This is a genomic window from Myxococcus sp. MxC21-1 (genome assembly GCF_032612255.1).
Classification (GTDB): Bacteria; Myxococcota; Myxococcia; order Myxococcales; family Myxococcaceae; genus Myxococcus; species Myxococcus virescens.
On record NZ_CP123278.1, the window covers coordinates 836,223 to 858,486 of the forward strand.

At 69.6% G+C, this 22,264-nt stretch carries 21 protein-coding genes and 2 pseudogenes; 18 read left to right on the forward strand and 5 right to left on the reverse strand.

Annotated features, from left to right (window positions below):
- The first annotated feature begins 209 nt into the window (after positions 1-209).
- The 16 genes and pseudogenes from QEG98_RS04055 to QEG98_RS04130 all read left to right on the forward strand — a co-directional run bounded on the left by QEG98_RS04055 (position 210) and on the right by QEG98_RS04130 (position 17,957).
- Positions 210-6,665, forward strand: a complete 6,456-nt coding sequence (locus QEG98_RS04055) for a HAMP domain-containing protein (protein WP_316565813.1) — start codon at positions 210-212, stop codon at positions 6,663-6,665.
- Positions 6,662-7,498, forward strand: coding sequence for a CheR family methyltransferase (locus tag QEG98_RS04060; RefSeq protein WP_090485927.1), 837 nt, complete (start codon positions 6,662-6,664; stop codon positions 7,496-7,498). Before QEG98_RS04055 ends, QEG98_RS04060 begins: the two co-directional genes overlap by 4 nt.
- A pseudogene (locus QEG98_RS04065) lies at positions 7,495-7,985 on the forward strand (chemotaxis protein CheB). Before QEG98_RS04060 ends, QEG98_RS04065 begins: the two are co-directional and overlap by 4 nt.
- A gap of 64 nt (positions 7,986-8,049) precedes the next feature.
- A complete protein-coding gene (locus tag QEG98_RS04070) occupies positions 8,050-8,808 on the forward strand; it encodes a two-component system response regulator (protein ID WP_316565814.1) in 759 nt (252 codons plus the stop codon).
- Positions 8,808-9,185 (forward strand): hypothetical protein, encoded by a 378-nt coding sequence (locus tag QEG98_RS04075; protein WP_316565815.1) that lies wholly within the window; start codon positions 8,808-8,810, stop codon positions 9,183-9,185. The genes QEG98_RS04070 and QEG98_RS04075 overlap by 1 nt, the downstream gene beginning before the upstream one ends.
- Before the next feature lie 55 nt (positions 9,186-9,240).
- Positions 9,241-9,642 carry a hypothetical protein gene (locus tag QEG98_RS04080; protein WP_316565816.1) on the forward strand — a complete coding sequence of 134 codons (402 nt, stop codon included), beginning with the start codon at positions 9,241-9,243 and terminating at the stop codon, positions 9,640-9,642.
- On the forward strand, positions 9,635-9,895 hold the full coding sequence (locus QEG98_RS04085; RefSeq protein ID WP_011550845.1) for a DUF5985 family protein: 261 nt from the start codon (positions 9,635-9,637) through the stop codon (positions 9,893-9,895). Before QEG98_RS04080 ends, QEG98_RS04085 begins: the two co-directional genes overlap by 8 nt.
- Positions 9,896-9,904: 9 nt before the next feature.
- The gene (locus QEG98_RS04090) at positions 9,905-10,177 is read left to right on the forward strand and encodes a DUF5985 family protein (RefSeq protein ID WP_186817910.1); all 273 of its coding nucleotides are present in this window, start codon (positions 9,905-9,907) and stop codon (positions 10,175-10,177) included.
- Between the two features lie 103 nt (positions 10,178-10,280).
- On the forward strand, positions 10,281-11,678 hold the full coding sequence (locus tag QEG98_RS04095; RefSeq protein WP_316565817.1) for a GAF domain-containing protein: 1,398 nt from the start codon (positions 10,281-10,283) through the stop codon (positions 11,676-11,678).
- Positions 11,636-12,787 carry a GAF domain-containing sensor histidine kinase gene (locus QEG98_RS04100; RefSeq protein ID WP_316565818.1) on the forward strand — a complete coding sequence of 384 codons (1,152 nt, stop codon included), beginning with the start codon at positions 11,636-11,638 and terminating at the stop codon, positions 12,785-12,787. The genes QEG98_RS04095 and QEG98_RS04100 overlap by 43 nt, the downstream gene beginning before the upstream one ends.
- On the forward strand, positions 12,772-13,548 hold the full coding sequence (locus QEG98_RS04105) for an ABC transporter ATP-binding protein (protein WP_090485909.1): 777 nt from the start codon (positions 12,772-12,774) through the stop codon (positions 13,546-13,548). Before QEG98_RS04100 ends, QEG98_RS04105 begins: the two co-directional genes overlap by 16 nt.
- A 2-nt stretch (positions 13,549-13,550) precedes the next feature.
- Complete coding sequence (locus QEG98_RS04110; RefSeq protein WP_140787285.1) at positions 13,551-14,354, forward strand: ABC transporter permease; 804 nt, start codon at positions 13,551-13,553, stop codon at positions 14,352-14,354.
- A 260-nt stretch (positions 14,355-14,614) separates the two neighbouring features.
- On the forward strand, positions 14,615-15,145 hold the full coding sequence (locus tag QEG98_RS04115) for a hypothetical protein (RefSeq protein ID WP_316565819.1): 531 nt from the start codon (positions 14,615-14,617) through the stop codon (positions 15,143-15,145).
- A gap of 514 nt (positions 15,146-15,659) precedes the next feature.
- Positions 15,660-16,154 (forward strand): annotated as a pseudogene (locus QEG98_RS04120) (protein kinase domain-containing protein); the annotation flags it as partial.
- Between the two features lie 80 nt (positions 16,155-16,234).
- Positions 16,235-16,576 (forward strand): hypothetical protein, encoded by a 342-nt coding sequence (locus QEG98_RS04125; protein WP_316568080.1) that lies wholly within the window; start codon positions 16,235-16,237, stop codon positions 16,574-16,576.
- A gap of 76 nt (positions 16,577-16,652) precedes the next feature.
- Complete coding sequence (locus QEG98_RS04130; protein ID WP_316565820.1) at positions 16,653-17,957, forward strand: AarF/ABC1/UbiB kinase family protein; 1,305 nt, start codon at positions 16,653-16,655, stop codon at positions 17,955-17,957.
- Positions 17,958-17,970: 13 nt separating this feature from the next.
- On the opposite strand, the gene QEG98_RS04135 is transcribed toward QEG98_RS04130, so the two are convergent.
- Entirely contained in the window at positions 17,971-18,378 is a 408-nt protein-coding gene (locus QEG98_RS04135) for a response regulator (protein WP_316565821.1), read from the reverse strand.
- 150 nt (positions 18,379-18,528) lie between these two features.
- On the opposite strand from QEG98_RS04135, the gene QEG98_RS04140 reads away from it, so the two are divergent.
- Together QEG98_RS04140 and QEG98_RS04145 are read left to right on the forward strand one after the other, a co-directional pair.
- Positions 18,529-18,993, forward strand: coding sequence for a response regulator transcription factor (locus QEG98_RS04140; protein WP_316565822.1), 465 nt, complete (start codon positions 18,529-18,531; stop codon positions 18,991-18,993).
- Entirely contained in the window at positions 18,948-19,190 is a 243-nt protein-coding gene (locus QEG98_RS04145; protein ID WP_316565823.1) for a helix-turn-helix transcriptional regulator, read from the forward strand. The genes QEG98_RS04140 and QEG98_RS04145 overlap by 46 nt, the downstream gene beginning before the upstream one ends.
- Positions 19,191-19,365: 175 nt before the next feature.
- Here the strand turns inward: QEG98_RS04145 and QEG98_RS04150 are convergent, their stop codons facing one another.
- The 4 genes from QEG98_RS04150 to QEG98_RS04165 form a co-directional block, all read right to left on the reverse strand.
- Positions 19,366-20,154: a dienelactone hydrolase family protein gene (locus tag QEG98_RS04150; RefSeq protein ID WP_316565824.1), complete on the reverse strand. Its 789-nt coding sequence runs from the start codon at positions 20,152-20,154 to the stop codon at positions 19,366-19,368.
- A gap of 197 nt (positions 20,155-20,351) precedes the next feature.
- Complete coding sequence (locus tag QEG98_RS04155; protein ID WP_316565825.1) at positions 20,352-20,843, reverse strand: methyltransferase; 492 nt, start codon at positions 20,841-20,843, stop codon at positions 20,352-20,354.
- On the reverse strand, positions 20,821-21,306 hold the full coding sequence (locus QEG98_RS04160; protein ID WP_316565826.1) for a hypothetical protein: 486 nt from the start codon (positions 21,304-21,306) through the stop codon (positions 20,821-20,823). Before QEG98_RS04160 ends, QEG98_RS04155 begins: the two co-directional genes overlap by 23 nt.
- A 70-nt stretch (positions 21,307-21,376) precedes the next feature.
- The gene (locus tag QEG98_RS04165; RefSeq protein ID WP_090485886.1) at positions 21,377-22,225 is read right to left on the reverse strand and encodes a tryptophan 2,3-dioxygenase family protein; all 849 of its coding nucleotides are present in this window, start codon (positions 22,223-22,225) and stop codon (positions 21,377-21,379) included.
- Between the last annotated feature and the right edge of the window lie 39 nt (positions 22,226-22,264).

Sequence of the window (22,264 nt, forward strand, 5' to 3'; positions counted from 1 at the left end):
CGCACCGGCTTTCACACCGAGTAGCGCCGCGTCCGAGCCAGTGTTGGCTGCCGGACGAAGTCCTCCTGGAATGTCGCCTGATGGCCAGCCGGGCGTCCCGGGGGGACTGGTCCAAGTGTGCGAAAGCGCGAGAAAACACGCTCCAGCTGCGAGATTCCCGCAGGACGGCAGCCCGTGCTTCGCCGTCCCGGGACCGACCAGGAACTCATATGGCCACGAAGAAGGTTTCCTCCCGCCGTGCACCTGTCGCGGCTCCCCCTCCATCGCGAATCCGGGAGGATGATTCGCAGTCGCTCGACTCGCGCCAGTTGCTGCGGGTCCTCACCGCGGTCCGCAAGGGCGACTTCTCCGTGCGCATGCCGGTGGACAAGGTGGGCAGCGCCGGCAAGGTGGCGGACACGCTGAACGAAATCATCGAACTCAGCGAGCGCATGGCCCGGGAGTTCGAGCGCATCGGCAACGTGGTGGGCAAGGAAGGCCGCATCACCCAGCGCGGCGACGTGGTGGGCGCGCTGGGCTCGTGGGGCGACTGCGTCGAGTCGGTGAACACGCTGGTCGCCGACCTGGTGCAACCGACGACGGAGATGGGCCGCGTCATCGGCGCGGTGGCCAAGGGTGACCTGTCGCAGACCATGGCCCTGGAAGTGGATGGACGTCCCCTCCGAGGCGAGTTCCTCCGCACCGCCCGGCTGGTGAACGGGATGGTGGAGCAGCTTGGCGCCTTCGCTTCCGAGGTGACGCGCGTGGCCCGCGAGGTGGGCACCGACGGAAAGCTGGGCGGTCAGGCCAAGGTGAAGGGCGTGGCCGGCACGTGGAAGGACCTCACGGACAACGTGAACTCCATGGCCTCCAACCTCACCGCGCAGGTGCGCAGCATCGCCGAGGTGACGACGGCCGTCGCCAAGGGCGACCTGTCCAAGAAAATCACCGTCGACGTGCGCGGCGAAATCCTGGAGCTGAAGAACACCATCAACACGATGGTGGACCAGCTGTCGTCCTTCGCTTCGGAAGTGACGCGCGTGGCGCGTGAAGTGGGCACGGAGGGCAAGCTGGGTGGTCAGGCCGAAGTGAAGGGCGTGGCCGGCACGTGGAAGGACCTCACGGACAACGTGAACTCCATGGCGTCGAACCTGACGTCCCAGGTGCGCAACATCGCCGAGGTGACGACGGCCGTCGCCAAGGGCGACCTGTCGAAGAAGATTACCGTCGACGCCAAGGGCGAGGTGTTGGAGCTGAAGAACACCATCAACACGATGGTGGACCAGCTCAACTCGTTCGCCTCGGAAGTGACGCGCGTGGCGCGTGAAGTAGGCACGGAAGGCAAGCTGGGTGGTCAGGCCGAAGTGAAGGGCGTGGCTGGCACGTGGAAGGACCTCACGGACAACGTGAACTCCATGGCGTCGAACCTGACGTCCCAGGTGCGAAACATCGCGGATGTCACCACCGCCGTGGCCAACGGTGACCTGTCGAAGAAAATCACCGTCGATGTGCGCGGCGAAATCCTGGAGCTGAAGAACACCATCAACACGATGGTGGACCAGCTGTCGTCCTTCGCCTCGGAAGTGACGCGCGTGGCGCGTGAAGTGGGCACGGAAGGCAAGCTGGGCGGCCAAGCCGTGGTGAAGGGCGTGGGCGGCACGTGGAAGGACCTCACGGACAACGTGAACTCCATGGCCTCCAACCTCACGTCCCAGGTGCGCAACATCGCCGAGGTGACGACGGCCGTCGCCAAGGGTGACCTGTCCAAGAAAATCACGGTTGATGCCAAGGGCGAGGTGTTGGAGCTGAAGAACACCATCAACACGATGGTGGACCAGCTCAACTCGTTCGCGTCGGAAGTGACGCGCGTGGCGCGCGAGGTGGGCACCGACGGAAAGCTGGGCGGTCAGGCCGACGTGAAGGGCGTGGCCGGCGTGTGGAAGGATCTCACGGACAACGTGAACTCCATGGCGTCCAACCTCACGTCCCAGGTGCGCAACATCGCCGAGGTGACGACGGCCGTGGCGAACGGCGACCTGTCGAAGAAAATCACCGTCGACGTGCAGGGCGAAATCCTGGAGCTGAAGAACACCATCAACACGATGGTGGACCAGCTCAACTCGTTCGCTTCGGAAGTGACGCGCGTGGCGCGTGAGGTGGGCACGGAGGGCAAGCTGGGCGGACAGGCCGTCGTGCGCGGTGTCGGTGGCACGTGGAAGGACCTCACCGACAACGTGAACTCCATGGCGTCCAACCTCACGTCCCAGGTGCGAAACATCGCCGAGGTGACGACGGCGGTCGCCAAGGGTGACCTCTCCAAGAAGATTACGGTCGACGCCAAGGGCGAGGTGCTGGAGCTGAAGAACACCATCAACACGATGGTGGACCAGTTGTCGTCCTTCGCCTCGGAAGTGACGCGCGTCGCGAAGGAAGTCGGTACGGAAGGAAAGCTCGGTGGTCAGGCCATCGTGCGCGGCGTCGGTGGCACGTGGAAGGACCTCACCGACAACGTGAACTCCATGGCGTCCAACCTCACGTCCCAGGTGCGAAACATCGCCGAGGTGACGATGGCGGTGGCGCGCGGTGACCTCTCCAAGAAGATCACCGTGGACGTGCGCGGCGAAATCCTGGAGCTGAAGAACACCATCAACACGATGGTGGACCAGCTGTCGTCCTTCGCCTCGGAAGTGACGCGCGTGGCGCGCGAAGTGGGGACGGAAGGAAAGCTCGGTGGTCAGGCCATCGTGCGCGGTGTCGGTGGAACGTGGAAGGACCTCACCGACAACGTGAACTCGATGGCGTCGAACCTGACGTCGCAGGTGCGCAACATCGCGGAAGTCACCACGGCCGTGGCCAACGGTGACCTCTCCAAGAAGATCACCGTGGACGTGCGCGGCGAAATCCTGGAGCTGAAGAACACCATCAACACGATGGTGGATCAGCTCAACTCGTTCGCCTCGGAAGTGACGCGTGTGGCGCGCGAGGTGGGGACGGAGGGCAAGCTGGGCGGCCAGGCCGTGGTGAAGGGCGTGGCCGGCACGTGGAAGGACCTCACGGACAACGTGAACTCCATGGCGTCGAACCTGACGTCGCAGGTGCGCAACATCGCCGAGGTGACGACGGCCGTCGCCAAGGGCGACCTGTCCAAGAAGATCACCGTCGACGTGCAGGGCGAAATCCTGGAGCTGAAGAACACCATCAACACGATGGTGGACCAGCTCAACTCGTTCGCGTCGGAAGTGACGCGCGTGGCGCGCGAGGTGGGCACGGAGGGCAAGCTGGGCGGACAGGCCGAGGTGAAGGGCGTGGCCGGCACGTGGAAGGACCTCACGGACAACGTGAACTCCATGGCCTCCAACCTCACCACGCAGGTGCGCGGCATCGCGAAGGTCGTGACGTCGGTGGCCAACGGCGACCTGAAGCGCAAGCTGGTGGTGGACGCGAAGGGCGAAATCGCGGAGCTGGCGGACACCATCAACGGCATGATTGACACCCTGGCGGTGTTCGCCGACCAGGTGACGACGGTGGCCCGTGAGGTGGGCATCGAAGGGAAGCTGGGCGGTCAGGCCCGCGTGCCCGGGACGGCGGGCATCTGGCGCGACCTCACGGACAACGTGAACCAGCTGGCCGCCAACCTCACCACGCAGGTGCGCGCCATCGCCGAGGTGGCCACCGCCGTGACGAAGGGTGACCTCACGCGGTTCATCACTGTGTCCGCCCAGGGCGAAGTGGCCGCCCTGAAGGACAATATCAACGAGATGATCCGCAACCTGAAGGACACCACGCGGAAGAACACGGAGCAGGACTGGCTCAAGACGAACCTGGCCAAGTTCACCCGCGTCCTCCAGGGGCAGCGGGATTTGCTCACGGTGTCCAAGGTCATCCTGTCGGAGCTGGCGCCGCTGGTGGATGCCCAGCACGGCGTCTTCTACATCTCCGAGCGCGCGGACGGCGGCGACCAGATGCTCAAGCTGCTGGCGTCCTACGCATACCGTCAGCGCAAGGGACTGGCGAACACCTTCAAGTACGGCGAGGGACTGGTGGGCCAGTGCGCCCTGGAGAAGGAGCCCATCCTCCTGTCGGACGTGCCGGACAGCTACATCCGCATCGCGTCCGGCCTGGGCGAGGAGGTGCCACGCAACATCGTGGTGCTGCCGGTGCTCTTCGAAGGGGAAGTCAAAGCCGTCATCGAGCTGGCCTCCTTCCACACCTTCAGTGAGGTCCACATGGGCTTCCTGGAGCAGCTCACGGAGTCCATCGGCATCGTGCTCAACACGATTGCCGCCAACATGCGCACCGAGGCGCTGCTGAAGCAGTCGCAGGCGCTGACGGACGAGCTCCGCAAGCAGCAGGAGGAGCTGACGGAGACGAACAAGCGCCTGGAGCAGCAGGCCACTTCGCTCCAGCAGTCGGAGGAGCTGCTCAAGCGTCAGCAGGAGGAGCTGCGCAGCACCAACGAGGAGCTCCAGGAGAAGGCGAAGCTGCTCTCCGAGCAGAAGACGGAGGTGGAGCGCAAGAATGGCGAGGTGGAGCAGGCCAAGCTCGCCCTGGAGGAGAAGGCCGAACAGCTCAGCCTCACGTCCAAGTACAAGTCCGAGTTCCTGGCCAACATGAGCCACGAGCTGCGGACGCCGCTCAACTCGTTGCTCATCCTCAGCCAGACGCTCAGCGACAACGTGGATGGCAACCTCACGTCGCGGCAGGTGGAGTTCGCCAAGACGATTCACGCATCCGGCGCGGACCTGCTGGAGCTCATCAACGACATCCTCGACCTGTCGAAGATTGAATCCGGCACCATGGCCGTGGACGTGGGACCGCTGCGCTTCGGCGACCTGCGCGAGTTCGTGGACCGCACCTTCCGGCAGGTGGCGGACAAGAAGGGGCTGGAGTTCCACATCGGCCTGGGGGATTCGCTGCCCGGCGAGCTGGAGACGGATGCGAAGCGCCTGCAACAGGTGCTCAAGAACCTGCTGTCCAACGCCTTCAAGTTCACCGAGGCGGGCTCGGTGTCGCTGCACATCGGGCTGGCGAAGGGCGGCTGGTCTCCGGACCACGCCATGTTGTCCTCCGCGCCCTCGGTGGTCGCCTTCACCGTGGTGGACACGGGCATCGGCATCCCGAAGGACAAGCATCAAATCATCTTCGAGGCCTTCCAGCAGGCGGATGGCTCCACCGCCCGCAAGTACGGGGGCACCGGCCTGGGCCTGTCCATCAGCCGTGAAATCGCGCGACTGCTCGGCGGCGAAATCCGGCTGGAGAGCGACGTGGGCAGGGGCAGCGCCTTCACCCTCTACCTGCCGCTGGCCTTCATGGCGGAGCGTCCGCAGGAGGAGCATGCGCGCTGGGACTACCACCCGCTGGCCACCACGGTGCTTCCCGTGCCCCTCGCGGAGCCAGTCTCCGAGTCGCGGGTGTCTTCGCTGAGCCGGATGGACATCGATGATGACCGGAGCTCCATCCTGCCTGGAGACAAGGTGCTGCTGGCCGTGACGCACCTGGCGGACCATGCCGCGCGCCTGCGTGCCGCGGCGCAGGGCACGGGCTTCAAGGTGCTGGTGTCCACCGAGGTGGAGGACGCGCTGGACGCCGTCCGCAACACGCGGCCAGCGGCCGTGGCGGTGGACCTGGACCTGCCGGAGATGGCGGGCTGGGTGGTGCTGGACCGGCTGAAGCACGACGCGTCCACTCGCGCGCTGCCGGTGTACACGGTGTCGGTGGAGGACCACCGCGAGCGCTCGCTCAACCTGGGCGCCATTGGCCACCTGCGCGCGGCGGCGGACCCGGAGGCGGCGGTGGCCGCGCTGGAGTCCCTCAAGCGCTTCGTGGAGCGCAAGGGCCGCGGGCTGCTCGTGGTGGAGGACGACCCCGTCCACCGCCAGACGCTGACGGAGCTCCTGGGCAGTGATGACGTGCAGACGGTGGCGGTGGGGACCGCGGCGGAGGCCCTGGCCGCGCTGGCCGAGCGCCGCTTCGACTGCATGGTGCTGGACCTGGGATTGCCGGACATGCCCGGCACGGAGCTCATCCGCCGCATCCATGAGGCGCACGGCGCGGGCGGGCCGCCGCTCATCGTCTACACGGGCCGCGAGCTGACGCGCGCCCAGGAGACGGAGCTGCGGCGGGTGGCCGAGGCCATCGTGGTGAAGGACGCGCAGAGCCCGGAGCGGCTCCTGGAGGAGACGAGCCTGTTCCTCCACCGCTCGCCCTCGGAGCTGACCGAGCCCAAGCGCCGCATGCTGGAGAAGGCGCGCGAGAAGGACCCCTTGCTGGTGAACCGCAAGGTGCTGGTCGTGGACGACGACGTGCGCAACATCTTCGCCCTCAACACCGTGCTGGAGCGCTACGGCATGAAGGTGGCCTTCGCGGAGAGCGCGCGCGAGGGCCTGGACCAGCTGGAGAAGGACGCCGACATCGAGCTGGTGCTGATGGACGTGATGATGCCGGAGATGGACGGCTACCAGGCCATGCGCGCCATCCGCCGCATGGAGCGCTTCGTCCATCTGCCCATCCTGGCCCTCACCGCCAAGGCCATGAAGGGTGACCGGGAGAAGTGCCTGGAGGCCGGTGCGTCCGACTACATCACCAAGCCGGTGGACATCGAGAAGCTGCTCAGCCTGCTGCGCGTGTGGCTGCACGCGCCGCGGGGCATGCCGCCGCGCGGTTCGCGCACGGAGGTCTCCGGATGACGGGGCCCGGCGCGCGCGGCGCGGAGCTGGAGGCGCTGGAGGTGGACCTGTTGCTGGAGGGCGTGGCCCGGCAATGGGGCTTCGACCTGCGCAACCGCTCCCGGCCGCAGCTCTTGCGGCGGCTGCGGCACCACCTCCGCGAGGAGCGGCTGGACAGCTTCTCCGCGCTCCAGGCCCGCGTGCTGCACGACGCCGAGGCGCTGGACGCGTTGCTGCGCACGCTGTCCTGCACACCGCCCGCCCTGTTCGCGGAGGCCGTCTTCTTCCGCGACTTCCGCACCCGGGTGGTGCCGGTGCTTCGCACCTGGCCCTCCGTGCGCGTGTGGCACGCGGGCTGTGGCACCGGCGAGGACACGTACGCGCTGGCCATCCTCCTCCACGAGGAAGGGCTGTGGGGCAAGTGCCGGCTGTATGCGTCCGACGCGAGTGAAGGGCTGCTGGCAGACGCGCGCACCGGCGTGCTGCCGCTGCCCACGCAGGAGGACGCGCAGCGCTACCTGGAGGCGGGCGGGAAGGGCGCGCTCTCCGACTACTACACGCGCGACGGCAACTGGGCGCTGCTCCAGCCCCGGCTGCGCGACGGCATCTTCTTCACCCAGCACAACCTGGCCACGGATGGCTCGTTCAACGAGTTCCACGTCATCGTGTGCCGGGACACGCTGCTGACCTTCAACCGCGCATTGCACGACCACATCCACGGCCGCCTCTTCGAGAGCCTCGCCCGCTTCGGCTTCCTGTGCCTGGGGCGCAAGGAGTCGCTGGCGCGCACGCCGCACGCGGGGGCCTACGAGATGCTGGAGGACTGCGGTCGCATCTTCAGGAGGGTGGCATGAATCCCTTGGGCCTGCTGGTGGTGGGGGCGCCGCGCTGCGCGGCGGCGGACGTGGAGTCGGTGCTGGCGCTGTTGCCTCCGCACCTGCCCGTGCCGGTGGTGTTGGCGCTGCACCGGGGCCCTCTGGACGCGCTGGCCGCGCCGCTGGGCCGCCGCTGCGCGCTGCCGGTGGTGGAGCCGGACGACAAGGACCCGCTGCTGCCCGGCGCCGTGTACCGGCGCCCGCGGGCTACCACTTGCTGGTGGACCGGGGCTGCGTGTCCCTGTCCGTGGAGCCGCCCGAGCATGGGCAGCGGCCCGGCCTGGACGCGCTCTTCGAATCCGCGGCGGACAGCCATGGCCCCAGGGCCGCGGGGCTGCTCTTCGCGGGGCACGAGGATGGGGGGCGGGCTTGCAGGTGCTCCATGCGAGAGGCGCCCGGGTGGCCGTGGTGGGCACGCTCCAGACGGGCGGAGATGGTGGTGAGGAGGGAGAGATGGCGCAATTGACGTTGGGTTCCGTGGGAGGGTGGCTCGCGCGGCTGGCCTATGTGCCGCGTTCCAAGGTGCTGCCTTGAGCGGCGCGCCCACGCGCGAGCGCCTGCCGGCGATTCCGGCGGAGCCCGTCTGCCTGCTGCTGGTGGATGACCAGCCGGAGAACCTGCTGGCGCTGGAGGCGACGCTTGCGCCCCTGGGGCAGCGGCTGGTCACCGCGAGCAGCGGCCGCGAGGCGCTGCGTCACCTGCTGACGCAGGACTTCGCCGTCATCCTCCTGGACGTCGTCATGCCGGACATGGACGGCTTCGAGACGGCCCAGCTCATCCGCGAACGAGAGCGCAGCCGCGGCACGCCCCTCATCTTCCTCACCGGGCTGTCGCGGGGGCCCCATCCGGAGCTGCGCGGCTATGCCATGGGCGCGGTGGACTTCCTGCTCAAGCCCTTCGAACCGGCCATCCTGCGCTCCAAGGTGAGCGTCTTCGTGGAACTGCACCGCAAGACGGAGCTGGTGCGGCGGCAGGCGGAGGCGCTGCGCGAGGCCCAGCAGCGCGAGCACGCGCGGGAGTTGTTGGAGGCGCAGCGGCGCGTGGAGGCCGAGCGGCTTCGTTCAGAAACCAACCGAAACCAGCAGCGCTGGCTGGAGGCGGCGCTTGCCGCGCTCCCCATGCCGCTGGCGTTGGTGGAGCCGGGAAGCGGCCACACCCTGCTGGCCAACCGGGCGGCGCAAGGGCTGGCGGGGGCTGCCTGGCCTACCGCGAGGCGCGCGCGCTGCATGCGGACGCATGCTTCCGCGGCGCGGATGGCCGGCTGCTCGCGGATGAAGACCTGCCGCTGATGCGCGCCGCGCGCGGTGAGGTGTTCCAGGCGTCCCCCGTAGAGTGGAACGTGGGCGGCCAGCGCGGTTCGGTGCTCGCTTCCAGTGAGCGGCTGCCTCGCATGCATGGACGCCCGGAGACCATGGTGCTGGGCCTCTTGGACGTGACGGCGCTCCGAGCCGCCGCTCGCCACGACTGGCTCCCCCTGCCGCTCACGGAGCACATCGCTACACTGGAGGCACAGGGTGAAGACACTGGCCCGCTCACTCGGCTCATCGAGGTGCTGCGGAACCTTCCGGGCTTGAGCACCGGGAGCCCCGGACAGGAGCGCGAGGAGGGCTCCTTGCGAGCAGAGGAGAGCAGCCAGGCGGGCAATCCTCCTCGGCCCGCGCGCTGAACATCACCGGTCGAGAAATGGTTGACGCACAAAATAACATGGGCAAGGTGGCCGTGTGAGTGACGCCGGAATCCCACAGCGGGTCCAGCGCTTCATCTCGACGCACATCGACTCCCTGGAGAAGCTGGAGGTGCTCCTCCTGCTTCGTGCGCACGCGGACAGGGAGTGGACGGCATCGGCGGTGAGTCTGGAACTGCGCATTACAGATGCTTCCGCCGCCTCCAGGCTGGAGGACCTGACGAACCGACGCATGCTGGTGAGCGATGGTGCCTCACCTCCGTCGTATCGCTACAGTCCTGAGTCGTCGGAGGATGTGCAGGCGGTGACGGAGCTGGCGGCGGTGTACGGCGCGAAGCGCGTCAGCGTCATCTCCTTCATCTTCTCGAGGCCGCTGGACAAGGTGCGGGGCTTTGCCGAGGCATTCATCCTGAAGAAGGACAAGGACGGCCATGGCTGAAGCAGTCTACATCCTGTGTGCGTTGACGAGCGTGGCGTGCGCGGTGCTGCTGCTCCGGGCCTACAAGCGCACGGGCATGCGGCTGCTCCTGTGGAGTGGGCTGTGCTTCGTGGGCCTGGTGGTCAGCAACGTGCTCCTCTTCGTGGACCTGGTGCTGCTGCCCGCCACCATCGACCTGTACATGCCGCGTGCCATCGCCACGTTGTCCAGTGCCTCTGTCCTGCTCTATGGCCTCATCTGGGACGCGTCCTGAGGTGCCGTGATGCTCAAACCCATGCTCAACGGTGCGGTGGCGATGGCGTGGCTGGCGAGCGCGCTGTTCTTCCTGCGCTTCTGGGTCCAGTCGAAGGACCGGCTCTTCGCCTTCTTCGCGCTGGCCTTCACGATGCTGGCGGGCAACTCGGTGGTGGCGGCGCTGCTGGACGCGGATGACGAGCGGCGCTACTACATCTACGTGGTGCGGCTCTTCGCCTTCCTGCTCATCCTCTACGCCATCTGGGACAAGAACCGCGCGAACCGCCACGGCCCCGGGTAGGGCCGCGCCGTTGTCTGGCAGGTCATCTGGCTGACAGTTGCCTCGTACCTGCGGCCAGGCACCGTTGTCGCAGGTGGAGGGGCGTCATTATCTCCGACACCCCATGTCGCGCCGCCCTTCTTCATCCTCGCGGCCCGCGTCCGTGGACGAGCGCGAACCCGAGCGGTCCGTCTCCACGGAATCGGACGCGGTGTGTCCGCCGCGAGGGCTGGAGTCCCAGGTGGGTGGGGCCGGGAAGGCCGTCCGCTTGCGCGGCAGTGACGACGCGGAGGAGCGCCTCGCGTTCCTGGCCAGCGCGGGCGAGCTGCTGTCGTCGTCCCTGGATTCGGGCACGGTGCTCCAGCGACTGGCGGAGCTGGCCGTGCCGCTGCTGGCGGACTGGTGCGCGGTGGACGTGCTCACGGCGGACGGGCGGGTGGAGCGGGTGGCCGCGGCGCACCGCCTGGCGGAGCAGGTGCCGCTGGTGCACGAGCTGGCACGCCTCCAGCCCCTGGACCTGACGGCCGAGGGCGGTATCCCGGAGGTCCTGCGCACCGGCAAGGCCGCCCTCCTGCCCGAAGTCCTGGACGCGATGCTGCCGGGCGTGGTGCTCACGGAGGCGCAGCTGGAGGTGGCGCGGCGCCTGGGCATCCGGGCGGGCCTCATCGTGCCGCTGCTGGCGCGAGGCCGCGTGCTCGGCGCGCTGTCGCTGGTCCGGGGCGACTCAGACGAGGGGCCCGGCGCGTCCGACCTGGAGCTGGCGTTGGAGCTGGCCCGGCGCGCCGGCCTGTCCCTGGACAACGCGCTGCTGTACGCGGAGGCGCGCGGCGCGCAGCAGCGCACCGAGCGCCTCCAGGCCGTCACCGCGGCCCTGTCCCGCGCGGCCACCGCCGAGGACGTGGCCGAAGCGCTGATGCGCGAGGAGCTGCGGCCCACGGGCCCGGCGCGCGGCGCGGTGCTCGGCATGCTGGAGGATGGCCGGCTGCACGTGCTGGGCTCCTTTGGCTACGCGCCGGCGGTGCTGGATACCCTGCGCGGGCTGTGGGCGGACCAGGTGCCCGGCGTGGACCGGGCGCTGGAGCAACTGGAGCCGCAGTGGTTCTCCAACCCCGCGGCGGTGCCGCGCGCCGTGCCCGAGTGGGCAGGGGACTTCGTCCAGGGCGTGGGGACCGGGGCCTGGGCGGTGCTGCCCTTGAAGGTGGAGCACCGCATCCGGGGCTTCCTGCTGTTCGCGTGGGACGGGCCGCAGGTGTTCCTCGCGGAGGAGCGCGGCTTCCTGTCCTCGCTGGCGCAGCAGTGCGCGCAGGCGCTGGAGCGCGCGGCGTTGTACGAGGCGCTGCGTGAGCGCGGCGGCAAGCTGCACCTGGCGCTGGAGGCGGGCAAGGAGGCCGAGGAACGGCTCTTCTTCCTGCTGGAGGCGAGCCGCGCGCTGGCCGAGCACCTGGACGACGTGGAGTGGACGCTGGAGCACTGGCGCGAGTGGCCGCGCGAAACGTGGCCACGTACTGCCTGGTGGAGCTGATGGGAGCGGACGGCGTGCCGCGCGGCGTGGCCGCGTCCCACCGGGAGCCGGAGCGGGACGGGGCGGTGCTGGCCTCGCTGTCCCTTCCCTGGGTGGACGGCACGCTGCATCCGGCGCGCGAGTGCTTCCTGTCGGGGGAGACGCGCTTCCTGCCCGAGGTGGGGCCGGAGCTGCGCGAGCGCATGTGCCAGGGGCCCGAGCACCGCGCGCTCCTGGAGGCGCTGAATCCACACTCGCTGCTCGCGGTGGCGGTGCGCATGCGGGGGCGCACGCTGGGCGTCATCACGCTGGGCACCGCGGCCCCCTGCCGCCGGCTGGTCACCGCCGACGTGGCCATGGCGGAGGAGCTGGCGCGGCGCGTGGCGGTGGCGCTGGAGAACGCGTCGCTGTACCGGGACGCGCAGGCCGCGGTGCGTCTGCGCGACGAGTTCCTCTCCGTGGCCAGCCATGAGCTGAAGACGCCGCTCACCAGCCTGAAGCTCCAGCACGGCCTCATCGACCGCGCCGCCCTCGGAGATGTGGGGGACAAGGTGCGGCCCCGGCTGGCCACGGCCGTGCGGCAGGTGCAGCGGCTGAGCGCGCTGGTGGACAGCCTGCTGGACGTCAGCCGGATGTCGCTGGGGCGGCTGAAGCTGGAGCCGTCCGACGTGGACCTGGGCCAGGCGGTGCGCGACGCGGTGGACCGCATGGAGGAGGTGTTCTCCCTGGCGGGCTGTCCGGTGCGGGTGGAGGTGCCGGGTCCGCTGCCGGGGAAGTGGGATTCGCTGCGGCTGGACCAGGTGCTGGTGAACCTGCTCACCAACGCGGCCAAGTACGGCGCGGGCCGGCCTGTCCTGGTGGAGGCGGCCTTCGAGGGCGAGGAGATGGTGCGGGTGTCGGTGCGTGACGAGGGCATCGGCATCGCCGCGGAGGACCTGCCGCGCCTGTTCGGCCGCTTCGAGCGCGCGGTGTCCGACCGGCACTATGGCGGCCTGGGACTGGGGCTCTACATCAGCCGGCAGATCGTGGACGCCATGGGGGGCCGCATCGAGGTGGAGAGCCGGCCCGGGCTGGGGTCCATCTTCACCGTGCGCCTGCCCCGGTCCACGGCACAATGCGCGCCATGGTGACCGTGGGAAGGGCGGACGTGCCCAAGGTGTTGTCGGTGGCGAAGCTGCGGAAGGAGTACGGCGGCAAGGCCGCGGTGGAGGGTGTCTCCTTCGAGGTGGGACGCGGAGAGATTGTCGGGCTGCTGGGCCCCAACGGCGCGGGGAAGACGACCACCATCAACATGGTGCTCGGCGTGCTGCAGCCCACGTCCGGCACCATCCACATCCAGGACCTGGACCTGGCGGCGCAGCGCTCCGCCGCGCTGGCGCTGACGAACTTCGCCGCCGTCTACTCGCCGCTGCCGGGCAACCTCTCCGTGTACCAGAACCTGCGCGTCTTCGGCCTCATCTACGGGGTGAAGTCCCTGGGGGCGCGCATCGCGGAGTTGCTGGAGCAGTTCGACCTGGTGAAGTACCGCGACGTGAAGTGCGGCGTGCTGTCCTCCGGAGAGCAGACCCGCGTGGCGCTGGCGAAGGCGATGCTCAACCGTCCGCACCTGCTGCTCCTGGACGAGCCCACCGCGTCGCTGGACCCCGCGACGGCCCGGGACATCCGCGCCCGGATTCGCGAGTTCGCCGCGCGGGACACCGGCGGCGTGCTGTGGACGTCCCACAACATGTACGAGGTGGAGGAGGTCTGCGACCGGGTGCTGTTCCTGGCGCGCGGCCGGGTGCTCCTGGAAGGAAACCCGAGGACGCTGCCCGGCGAGCACGGCCAGGCCTCGCTGGAAGAGCTCTTCATCGCCGTGGCGCGCGAGCCGCTCGCGCTGGAGCGGAGCTGACCATGCACCTGCACCGGGCCGCCGCCGTCGCGCTTCGCCACTACTACCTCCTGCGAGGGAGCCTCGCGCGCTTCCTGCCACTCTTCGCGTGGGTGGCCATCGACATGGTGCTGTGGGGCTTCATGAGCCGCTACCTCAACACCGTCACCTCTCAGGAATACAACTTCGTTCCGGTGCTGCTGGGCGCCGTCCTGCTGTGGGACTTCTTCATCCGCGTCATGCAGGGCGTGACGATGGTGTTCTTCGAGGACGTGTGGTCGCGCAACTTCCTCAACATGTTCGCGTCCCCGCTCACCATCTCCGAATACCTGGGCGGGCTGGTGCTCTCCAGCATCGCCACCAGCACCCTGGGCTTGTTGGTGATGCTGGTGCTGGCCAGCACCGTCTTCGGCCTGTCCTTCGCCGCGTACGGCGTGCTCTTCGTGCCCTTCCTGCTGGTGCTGTTCCTGTTCGGCATCGCGCTGGGCATCTTCGGCTGCGCGCTGGTGCTGCGCCTGGGCCCGGCGTCGGAGTGGTTCGTCTGGCCCATCCCCGCGCTGCTGTCGCCCTTCGCCGGCGTGTTCTACCCGCTGTCCACGCTGCCCGCGTGGATGCAGGCGGTGTCCCATCTGCTACCACCCTCGTATGTGTTCGAGGGTATGCGCACGCTCGCGGCGGGGGGCGCGTTCCAGGTGTCCACGCTGCTGTGGGGGGCTGGCCTCGCCGTGGTGGAAATCCTGCTCGCGTGTGCCTTCTTCACGCGGGTACACCGGCAGGCCGTGCGCACGGGACTCATCGCGCGATACAGCGCTGAGAGCGTGAGCTGATTCAGGACGTTTTCAGTCGTGCTGTCAACACGGGGAGGGCGTGCGCAAACGCGTGGCCGATGGGGCCGTGGGCGAGTCTAATCTCCGTGGTGGCTGTATCCGCGGGGGGCCGAGTCCTGGACGAACCGCGCTTGTGACTCCAGAAGCCGCGCCCCTGCCCGCGGACTGGTGTCGACATGCGCAAGGTGGTGGCTGAGGTCGTCGTGGATGAGGCCCGGCGTGGGTGGCAGCAATCGTACACCCGTACCTGGAGCATACCGATGCGAAGCCTCAAACCTGTTTTCTCGTCCGCGGTGGTGATGGCCCTGTGCTCACTGCTCGCGGGCGGTTGTGGCGGTTCACCGTCGGGCGATGAGCCGGACATGCAGACCCCTCAGAGCGGCGGGCTGGGCGGCAAGGCCGGCGAAGGAGGCCCTGGCTTCGGCGACGAGCCGACGTACCCCGGGGACGATGACGCCACGCCGGGCAAGGTCACCATCTGCCACATTCCCCCGGGCAACCCCGCCAACGCGCACACCATCTCGGTGTCCACGTCGGCCTGGCCGGCGCATGAGCGGCATGGAGACACGCTGGGCCCCTGCGAAGGCGGCGGCGAGGAGCCGGATGCCGGCAGTGGCGAGGAGCCGGATGCCGGCAGTGGCGAGGAGCCGGACGCGGGCACGGGCGGCGAGGAGCCGGACGCGGGTGCTCCGGTGTGCGCCCCCATTGGCGAGGCCTGTGGTGAGGCCGCCGAGTGCTGCCTGGGGCTGATGTGCGGCGAGGACAACACCTGCGATCCCGTCATCGGCTGACGTGGATGAACGCACCTCCCCGTCCGCACCTGGGCGGGGAGGTCCGCCGCGCTCGGCTCACGGGCGCGGACGCGCGTTGAGCGCAGCACACTTGCCGAGGCTCCAGACGGTGGCGCGACGTCCACCCTGGAGGTCCCGCGAGGCGTGCGTGCTCCGCCCAACAGAGCGGTCGTTGCGCGTTCGACGCACGCTCCGAAGTGCGTCGCGAAACGCGCCGTGACGGCGTTAGGGTTTCAGCTCAAGGAGGGGGACATCGGAGCGCCAGGACGCGCGTTCCGAACGGGCGCTGTCACCTCTTCCGAAACCCATTTCGCGCTGGCTCGTGCGTGGGCCCACTGGCTGCTGGCCGGAGCGGGGCGCCTATCGCGCGAAGGACGTTGGCATCATGTCCCGGTCGGACGTCACCACCTCCGTTCCCGTGTTCACCCAGACCTTCCGGTCCCCGTGTGGCTGTGTCCCCGCGCACGGGGAAGTCTGCGAGTGTCCGGCCCGGGCGGGCGCGCGTCGTGTGTCCATGGGGTGTCCGCCATCCTTCCTGGTGCCGCCCGCGAGGGAGGCCCCGCTCCCGTCCTCGGCGGCCTCGCTGGTGGGACAGCAGGTGGGCCACTTCCGGCTGCTGCGCGAGCTGGGCCGGGGGAGCCTGGGCGTCGTGCTGCTCGCGGAGCACGCGCTCATCCAGAAGCGCGTGGCCATCCAGGTGCTTCACACGCACGCGACGCAGGACCCGGCGCAGGTCGCTAAGTTCCTTCAGGCGGCGCGCACGCTGACGCTCATCCAGCACGCGCACATCGTCTCGCTTTACGACCTGGGCATTCGCGACGGGCGTCCCTACCTCGTCCGGGAGTACCTGGAGGGACAGAGCCTGACCGCCTTCGCGAACGGGCCGCTGGCGTCCGCGCTGGTGGTGGACCTGCTCACCCAGGTGTGTGACGCGCTGGGCGCCGCGCATGCGCACGGCATCGCCCACGGCAGCCTCAATCCCACCAGCATCTTCCTCATCCCCGACGCGAATGGCCGCCAGCACGTGAAGCTGCTGGACTTCGGCATTGCTGGGTTGCTCCCTCCTCCAACGGCGCCGCCGACCTGCCGGTGGCCGCGGACCTCTTCGCCGTGGGCGTGCTGGGCGCGCTGCTCGTCTCGGGCCGGCTGTCCTCGCGTGGGCACGCGGCGGAGGAGCCGCCTCATGGCCACGCTCGGGAGGTGCCACCGCTGCCGGCGGGCATCCCGTCGGCGCTGTCACGCGTGCTGCTCAAGGCCATGGCGCGCCGCCCGGGGGACCGTTATGCCAGTGCGGCCGAGCTGCGCGCGGCCTTGCAGGCGTCGGTGGCGCTCGACGGCGGCGTGGCGCCGCCAGAGGCCCTGGAGCTGGAGCGGCTTCCCAGTTGGTACACGCTCCGGGGGCCACCGGGGGCCGCGCCCGCCTCCAGGTAGGGCGGCCTGGCTGTCTCGGCGGGGCGTCATGCCTTGCGTCTGGCGGGGCCCTCCTCGTTAATCCACTTCAGCTCCCATGGCCTCCGACCCCGACGACAAGCTTCCTCCCCAGGGCCGCTTCAACCGCTTGCGCAAGCTGGCAGGCCTCTCCGTGCAGGTGGGCACGGATGTGCTCAAGAGCAGCGCGAAGCGCCTGTCCGGGAGCACGCCCGACCTGCTCAGCAAGGAGGCCGCGGAGAAGCTGGTCTCCACCCTGGGCGAGCTCAAGGGGGCCGCCATGAAGATGGGGCAGGCCATCTCCATGGACCCGGACCTGCTCACCCCCGAGGTACGGCAGGTGCTGGCGCGGCTGCAGAACCAGGCGCCCTCCATGTCCTACGCGCAGGTGTCGCGCGTGGTCCAGGCGGAGCTGGGTGCGCCGCCGGAGTCGCTCTTCCGCGAGTTCAGCGAGGAGCCGTTGGCGGCCGCGTCGCTGGGGCAGGTGCACCGCGCGGTGCTGGAGGACGGCCGGGCGGTGGCGGTGAAGGTGCAATACCCCGGCATCGACGTGTCCCTGGCCAACGACATGGCGAACCTGGGCATCGTGGCGAAGACGGCGTCGACGGTGCTGCGCGTGTCCGATGCAGGCGCCTACTTCCAGGAGTTCCGCGACGAGATGCTCCTGGAGTTGGACTACCGCCGCGAGGCCGAGCTGGCCGAGGGCTTCGCGCGCAGCGTGGCGAAGCTGCCGGAGCTGTGTGTGCCCGCCGTCATCTCCAGCCACAGCGCGAAGCGGGTGCTGACGCTGGAGCTGCTGGAGGGGCTCACCCTCAAGGACTGGCTGCCGACGAATCCCTCCAACGAGGCGCGCTTCCGCGTGGCGCGCCAGCTCATCCTCGCCACCTACGGGCCCTTCTTCGGCGCGGGCGAAATCCACGCGGACCCGCACCCGGGCAACTTCATGGTGATGCCGGACGGGCGGCTGGGCTTGCTGGACTTCGGCTCCATCAAGCGCTTCTCCCCGCGCTTCGTGGACGTCAACCAGCGCATGCTCCGGCAGACGATGCGCATGGAGCCGTTGGACATCCTGAGCCTGAGCCGGGAGGTGGGCTTCACCGTGGAGCTTCCGGACGAGGAGGCCGAGGACCTCATCACCGAGGTGCTGCGCATCGCCGGGCGGCCCATGCGCCTGCCGGACTACGACTACGCGGTCTGCGAAATCAACCGTGACATGCGCCACCACTTCTCGCGCAACGCGCCGCGCTTCCTGAAAATCAGGCCGCCACCGGAGGCGATGATGTTCTTCCGCTCCACCGGCGGGCTGGCGCAGAACCTGAGGCTCATCGGCGCGCGGGGGGACTTCCGCGCGGTCTTCCTGGAAGTGACGGACCTGCCCGCGTGAGGCCAGCGCCGCGCTAACGCGCGGCCTTCACGGCTTCCGAAGCCGCGGGCTTGAGGTGGAGCGCTTCCAGTCGCTGGGCCAGCTCCTCGCCCTGCACGCTCTTGCAGATGTAGCCGTCCGCGCCCGAGGCGCGCGCCAGGGCGCGCAGCTGGGATTCGTCCGACGCGGAGTAGAGGATGAACTTCGTGCCCTTGGGCGCCTGACCGCGCGCGAGCGTGAGCACCTTGTCGCCGCTGAGCGCGGGGATGTTCACGTCCAGCAACACCAGGTCCGGCTGGGTGGTGCGCACCAGGTTGGACACGCCCAGGGAGGAGCGGTGGGTGCGGACGTCGAAGCCGAAGGCGGAGAGGGTGCGCTCCACGAGGGAGAGCTGGTCCTGGTCATCGTCCACGATGAGGACGCGAATCTTCATCTCCGGCATGGCTTCCCCCTTCAGCGTGCGGATGGCACTGCGGGTGTTTCCTGACGGGGGAAGTATCCTCCAGACGTCATTCCCTGTCGCCCCCCACATGAGGGAATCCCCTTAGCGGGGTTGAATCGCAGGGGGCGAACAGGGGAGGGTGGAAGGGCCATGGAATCGGAACGCATCCGGGTGGCCATCCTGGAGGACCAGCAGGTCTTCCGGGAGGCCCTGGTGGCTGTGCTGGAAGGCGCGGGCATGGACGTGGTGGCGGACTTCGGGGAGCCCGCGCCGTTCTTCGCGCGTGTGCGCGAGACGCTGCCCCATGTCGCGCTGGTGGACCTGCGCCTGGAGCTGCCGGGGTGGGAGGCGTCCACCAGCGGGATGTCGGCGCTCCAGTGTCTGCATGACTTCTTCCCGGCGGTGAAGCCGCTGGTGCTGTCGGGCCACCGCGAGGCGGAGGTGGTGGAGCAATGCCTCCAGGCGGGCGCGGCCGGCTACCTGTGGAAGCAGAACGTGGGCTGCGCGGAGGTGGTGGAGGCGGTGGAGCGGGTGGTGCGTGGCGAGCGGCTGCTGCCCGCGGGGCTGGCGTGGCCGCGGCCGGAGGCGTCGCCGCGGGGGAGCTGGGCCGGCTGACGCCGCGTGAGCGCGAGGTGCTGGGCTACATCGCCGCGGGCGCGGACAACCTGCGGATCGCCGCACGCCTGGGCATCACCGAGCGCACGGTGAAGGCGCACATCACCGCCATCTACAAGAAGGTGGGCTCGGAGAACCGCACGCAGCTGGCGGTCCTCGGGTGCCAGTTGGGTGTGCAGCGCCCGGCAAGCCTCTGAGCCCGGAGGGCTTGCGCGTCAGACCGCTGGCCACTGGGAGCGCGCCACGACTGGTGGCACCGTCGAGGTGCCTGGGCGTCAGGCGCGCTCGCGCCTTCCCCCACGCCAGGGCGTCCGCTGGGGGCCAGGGCAGCGCTGCTGGCTGCCCTGGCCCACCGTGTGGAAAGCCGGTGCTTCAGCTCCCGGCGGCGCGCGGCGCGGGCAGGGAATCCCAGCGCGGCGCGCCCAGGTGCTGGAGGAACCAGATGCACGCCAGGTCCACCATCTGCGTCAGCGTGCCGGGCTCCTCGAAGCGGTGCGTGGCGCCGGGGATGACCTCCAGGCGCTTCTCCGTCGTCAGCGCGGCGTAGGTGCGGCGGTGGGGCTCCTGCGCGGACGTGTCCTCCGCGCCGACGATGAGCAGGGTGGGCGCGCGCACCCGGGCCAGCGCCGCCCCCGGCTGCGCCAGGCGTCCACCCCGGCACACCACCGCGTCCACCGCCTCTGGCCGCATCGCCGCGGCGGCCAGGGCCGCGGCCGCGCCCGTGTACGCCCCGAAGTAGCCAATGCGCAGGGCGCTGGTGCGAGGCGCGCGCCGCAGCCAGCGCGCCACGCCCGCCAGGCGTCCGCCGAAGAGGCCCAGGTTGAAGCGCAGGTCCCGCTCGCGGCAGGCCTCCTCTTCCGCCGCCGTCAGCAGGTCCACCGCCAGGGTGGCCAGCCCCTCGTTCTGCAACAGCCGGGCGACTTCCTGGTCCATGGCGCCGCGGCGGCTGCTGCCGTGGCCCCGGACCATCACCACCACGCCGGTGGCGCCCGGAGGGACCTGGAGCAGGCCCCTCAACTCCACTCCTTCCTCCACGGGGATGCGGACCTCTCCGTCCGCGGCGGGCGGCGTCCAGCCTCCCGTGCCTTGCGGCGGGGTCACCAGCCCGCGGACCGCCTTCTCCGAGCCTTCATCCGACCTGCGTGAACCCTGCTTCTTCATGCGGAGTCCCTCCTCTTCGTCGGACTGCGTCGCTGCCGTGCTGCACGCGCTACGGACGGGAAGATTGCAGCTGCCGTGCCAGGGTTTCACCGGACACGGGTGCGCCCATTCTACCAGCGCTTCCCTGGCGCGGTGCGGTGGGGCCGGTGACACCTGGCGGACAACCAGGTGACCCCACCTGTGGGGTCCTGTCGTTTTTACCGGTGGGCCAGGATGAGTTCGAAGGGGCCGGGCAGGACTTCGGCGTCCTTGAAACCCGTCTCGTCCAGGACACGCAGGTAGTGCTCCACCTCGCGCAGGCGGCTCACGCAGGTGTCCACGCCCATGAGGAAGTAGGACCAGAAGAACTGGGCAGCCAGCCGCTCCGGGGTGCGGAACTCCTCGCAGATGAGGACGCGGCCACCGGGTGGGAGCGCGTCGCGCGCGGCCACGAGCAGCGCGCGCGCCGTGTCCGCGGGCCAGTCATGCAGCACCCGCACGAAGCAGAGCGTGTCGTAGCCGCCGGGCAGCGGTTCCCGGAGGAAGTCTCCGCCCTGGAAGCCCAGGCGTTCGGGGAGAGTCCAAAGCGCTCGCGGGTGCGGGCCACCAGTGGCTCGGTGGCGGGCAGGTTGAACACGTCCACGTGAAGGCCCGGGTGCTCGCTCGCCGTGGGCGGCCAGCGTGCCGTCACCCCCGCCGACGTCGAGCACGCGGCCGCCGCGCTCCCAGAGCCGGTCGCGGTGGGCGCGGAACGTCTCCAGGATGGGGGCAGGCCCGCGGCCATGCTGGCCTCGAAGCCCGCCACCTGCTCGGCGGTGCGCGGAGGCCAGTCGAAGGCGGCGGGGGCATGGAGCGCTCACCGCGCAGCACCTGTGGAAGCTGCCCGTGCAGCTCGTGCCAGGCGTAGCGCTCCCGGTCCTTCTCCAGGGACTGCGGGCCCAGCACGGCCTGGGCGGCGGCGCGCAGGCCCGGGACGGCCTGGTAGCGCGCGGACTCCAGCGCGTCGGTGGGCTGCTCGCGCCGCACCAGCCCCAGGCTCTCCAGGCAGTCGAGCAGCTTGTAGAGCCGCACGGGCACCAGCCGGTGCCGCGCCGCCAGCTCTCCCAGGGTGACGGGGCCCGGCTCCAGGGCGTCCAGCAGCCCCAGGCCCAGAGAGGCCTCCAGGACGTCCACGGCGCGGGCGCCGTTGTACAGCAGGTGGAGCAGCGCGCGAGGGGTGGAAGCCAGGGCCGTGGCCTCCCCTTCATGGCTGTTCCACCTGCATCCTGGCCGCGTGCGCCATAGGGCAGCCGCCGCCGGGAGGGGCCCGGTTGGCACCCGGGGCGATGCCGCCCTCGCGCTGCCACCCGGACGTCAGCTCCAGCCGCACGTCCCAGAGCTGGCGGAACAGCGGCAGCATCATCCGCCCCGCGAGCACCTGCGTGGGCAGGCCGTCCAGCGCCTTCACGGTGCGGTCCACGCCAATGGTGCGGCGCACCAACTGGAAGTGGGCATGGAGCCAGCCCTGGAAGGCCTCGTCCATGTCCACCAACTGCTCGCAGATTCGCTTCAAGTCGTCCGGGCCCCCCGCGGTGTACACGGACGCCAGCGCCAGCCCGCGCCGCGCGAGCAGCCGGTCCAGGGCGCCTTCCAGCCCCTGCGCCACCCGCCGCAGCATGTTGTAGCCGGGGGACTCCTGGCCGCTGCCGTTGCCCAGGCTGCGCCGGATGACCTGGTAGGTGTCCGGCGTCATCGTCTCCAGGATGGCCAGCTCCTGCTTCACCGCCTGGAGCACCCGGCAGATGCGCTCCAGCCGCGACGAGGCGGCCCACAGCGCGTCCCGGTCCAACTCGGCTACGACTTCCACCGCCTCGCGCGAGGCCAGCTTCAGCCAGAGCTCCTGCGCCTGGTGCACCACCTGGAACATCAGCTCGTCGTGGGCGACGCGCTCGCCGTCCGGGGCCTGCAACGACAGCAGCGTGGGGGTCTTGAGGTAGACCTCGTAATCGAGCTCGCCCTTGCCCACCCACTTCTTCAAGAGGGGGTTGAAGAGGGGTTCTGCCAGTTCGAGTCGTAGTTTTTCGGCGTGACTGTAATTGATGGACGCGCTCATACGGCCCTCCTGAGTGGGGGGAGCTCGGAAGGTGTGGAA